At 62.3% G+C, this 2465-nt stretch carries 3 protein-coding genes; all 3 read right to left on the bottom strand.

From position 1 onward, the window contains the following. Nucleotides 1–13 precede the first annotated feature (13 nt). The 3 genes from tnpC to FHS49_RS19405 are packed head-to-tail and all read right to left on the bottom strand — an operon-like array spanning nt 14 to nt 2404. Nucleotides 14–1585 (bottom strand): IS66 family transposase, encoded by a 1572-nt coding sequence (gene tnpC / locus FHS49_RS19415; RefSeq protein WP_184022295.1) that lies wholly within the window; start codon nt 1583–1585, stop codon nt 14–16. A 31-nt stretch (nt 1586–1616) separates the two neighbouring features. Next, the gene (gene tnpB / locus FHS49_RS19410; RefSeq protein WP_110300478.1) at nt 1617–1943 is read right to left on the bottom strand and encodes an IS66 family insertion sequence element accessory protein TnpB; all 327 of its coding nucleotides are present in this window, start codon (nt 1941–1943) and stop codon (nt 1617–1619) included. 26 nt (nt 1944–1969) lie between these two features. Further along, nucleotides 1970–2404 carry a transposase gene (locus FHS49_RS19405; RefSeq protein ID WP_184022292.1) on the bottom strand — a complete coding sequence of 145 codons (435 nt, stop codon included), beginning with the start codon at nt 2402–2404 and terminating at the stop codon, nt 1970–1972. Nucleotides 2405–2465: the final 61 nt, after the last annotated feature.

The raw sequence follows: 2465 nt of genomic DNA, 5'->3' as shown, positions 1-2465 counted from the left end.
GTAAGCGATGTTCTCAGCCCACGTTGGTCCAGGGCATGAGGTCACCGACACTGTTCGCGGGATAACCATTGGCGAGCTTGGTGAGCGTGTCGGTCAGCCAAGTATGCGGGTTGATGCCGGAGATCTTGCAGTTCTCGATCAGCGTTGCGATGACTGCCCAGTTATCGCCGCCCTCGTCTGACCCGGCGAACAGAGCGTTCTTGCGATTGAGGGCCAAGGGCCTGATCGACCGTTCTACTGTGTTGGTGTCGAGCTCGACGCGCCCATCGTTGAGGAAGACGGTGAGGCCGTCCCAACGCGTCAATGCATAGCGGATGGCCTCGGCCAGCTTGCTCTTGGCGCTGACCTGGCGGAGCCGCGCTTCCAGATAATGGCGCAGGTCATCGACAAGGACGCGGGCCTGTTCGTCGCGGACCGCGCGGCGGTGGTCGACACTGGTGCCGCGAACCTCGCTCTCGATGGCATAGAGCCCGGCGATGCGCTGCAGCACCTCGGTGGCAACCGGCGACTTGTCGGCGAGATCGAAGAACTTGCGCCGAACATGGGACCAGCAGAATGCAAGTTTGATCTGATGCTGCCGCTTGGCGAGTGCGGTATATCCGCCATAGCCGTCGACCTGCAGGATACCTGCAAAGTCACCCAGATGAGCTTCGGCACGCTCGCTCTTGCGGTCCGCTGCATAGACATAGGCGATCATCGGTGGATCGATACCGCCCCAGGGACGATCATCGCGGACATAGGCCCATAGCTGGCCGGTCTTGGTTCGCCCTCGACCAGGATCGAGCACTGGCGCTGTCGTCTCGTCGGCGAACAGCCGCTCGGATCGTCGCAGGCGTTCCAGGATATGATCCCGCAACGGGCGCAGATACCAGGCTGCCCGCCCAACCCAGTCTGCAAGAGTGGAACGATCCAGCTGGATGCCCTGCCGGGCGTAGATCTGAGCTTGCCGATAGAGCGGCAGGTGATCGGCATATTTGGCGACCAGCACTTGGGTGATCAGAGCCTCAGTGGGGATGCCGCCTTCGACAATATGAGCCGGTGCCGGTGCCTGGACGACCGCGCTCTCGCAAGAGCGGCAGCCATAGCGAGGCCGACGGGTGACCAGAACACGGAACGTGGTCGGCACGACATCAAGCCGTTCGGAGACATCCTCGCCGATCTGATGCAGCCCGCCGCCGCAGCACGGGCAGGCCCGAAAGCCGTCGATGCCTTCGACATCGACGAGCTGCTCGATCCGCTCGAGATGTGCTGGTAGCGAACCGCGGTTGGCTTTGCGCGGACGATCGCCCTTAGAACGAGCCGATGCAGCTTCACGCCCCGCACGGGCTGCGCCAAGTGCCGTCTCAACATCCTCAAGGCCAAGCTGGAGCTGGTCGGGATCGAGCTGCTCGGACTTACGGCCGAAACGGTGGCGCAGGAAGGCATCGAGGATAGACTGCAGTCGTTCTATCTCTGCTTCCGCTTCGCTCTTTGCGGTTGCCAGATCGGCAGCTGCCGCACGTTCCTCTGTGAGCAAGCGGGACTGCTCAAGCGCGAATGCGCGTAACGCTTCGACGTCTTCCGGCAGGTCCGCTTCCATCAGCATAATGGCAGTGAATCAGCTGACCAAAGTCCCGTCAACCGGCAATTTGCGGCGCTATCGGACGGCGCCCGCCATGCACCCGGCGCCAATCCAGACCTTCCAGCAAGGCGCCGAGCTGAGCGGCCGTCACGCGCATCACACCGTCCTGAATGCCGGGCCACTTGAACCCGCCGGACTCCAGTCTCTTGGCCATCAGGCACAGGCCCGTCCCATCCCACCAGACCAGCTTGATCCGGTCAGCCCGCTTCGCCCGAAAGACATAGATCACCCCGGAATACGGGTCGCCGCCATACTCGGCACTGACCAGTGCGGCCAAGGCATCAGGACCTTTACGGAAATCCACAGGACGCGTTGCCACCATCACCCGAGCGCCTGAACCAGGACCGATCAACGCCGCACCTGAAGAGCCTCAATCACCGCAGTCGCCAACCCGGGGGTCGCCGTCCGACCGATCCGAACCACCGCACCGCCAAGCTCAACCTCGATTGCTACATCGTGCGACTTTGACTTGGGACTATCGGCCACGACCGGCACGAACATCGGCGCGTGATCACTAGCAGGCTCTGTCACCTGCCGGGCTGCAAGGGCATAACGGAACTCCCGCCGCCAGGTGTAGAGCAATGATGTCGGAATATCGTACTGGCGTGAATATGCGGCTATGTTGTCGCAGCGCTCCATCGCAGCGACGATCGCCAGCTTCTGCTCCAGCGTCCAAATCCTCCGTCGGCCAGCCATATTGCGCAGAACTTCCGGGCGGCCAACAGGCTCCCGAGCCACTCCAATGCGAGTGTCCAGTGCGCTCGTAGGGTTGTCGTCTTCCATCCAACCCAGCATCTGCCTTAATCACGCAAACACGCAAGGTGGCAGCGGAACAGCGCTTACG

This window comes from Sphingobium boeckii, from assembly GCF_014199215.1.
GTDB lineage: Bacteria > Pseudomonadota > Alphaproteobacteria > Sphingomonadales > Sphingomonadaceae > Sphingobium_A > Sphingobium_A boeckii.
This window is presented reverse-complemented; position numbering and strand designations above follow the sequence as displayed.

Coding starts and splice junctions, on each gene's coding strand:
- tnpC (WP_184022295.1), bottom strand. CDS start 1,585: ATGCTGATGGAAGCGGACCTGCCGGAAGACGTCGAAGCGTTACGCGCA.
- tnpB (WP_110300478.1), bottom strand. CDS start 1,943: ATGGTGGCAACGCGTCCTGTGGATTTCCGTAAAGGTCCTGATGCCTTG.
- FHS49_RS19405 (WP_184022292.1), bottom strand. CDS start 2,404: ATGGAAGACGACAACCCTACGAGCGCACTGGACACTCGCATTGGAGTG.